The following is a 504-nucleotide window of genomic DNA, read 5'->3' as shown; positions in this document are numbered from 1 at the left end:
TGCGGTAATCACACAGGCGATAACTAACCCACCAACAATCGGTTCTGGGATATTGAATTTTTTTAAAATTGGAAGTTTGGTGTTGATAAATTGCCCTAGGAACAACACACAAATAGCGACGAGAAACGACTCCTGTGGGCCGATTGAAATAACATGATTCATAAAACCTCTTTTTTCCTTTTTCTCATCCGCTGAGTAATGCTTCAACGAGAGATAGGTAACGAATCCAATCAGGTTGCCTATTGAGTCCTTATTTTTCTAGGGTGAATTCCACTCTAATTCTCACTAGATAAGAATGTTTTAATTTTAATATTCAATAATTTCTCACTCAGTGATAAACACAAGTTTTGTCGTAAGTTTCTCACGCTCTGAAGTACCTCTAATTGCGGATTCTCAACTTATGAGAAGTGGTTGTTTTTATATCAATTTGAAATAGAAAAAACGCATCCGATTGCGTGCAAATATTCGGTGCAACGTGTCGAAAACGAACTCCATAAACACGCT

The 504-nt window shown here is 37.1% G+C and carries 1 protein-coding gene; it reads right to left on the bottom strand.

The annotated features are described in order from the left end of the window. The coding region (locus tag R7Q48_RS31555) for a sodium/glutamate symporter (protein ID WP_318134418.1) at positions 1-162 on the bottom strand (162 nt) is incomplete at its 3' end. Positions 163-504 lie beyond the last annotated feature (342 nt).

Source organism: Vibrio sp. 378, assembly GCF_033339435.1.
This window is presented reverse-complemented; position numbering and strand designations above follow the sequence as displayed.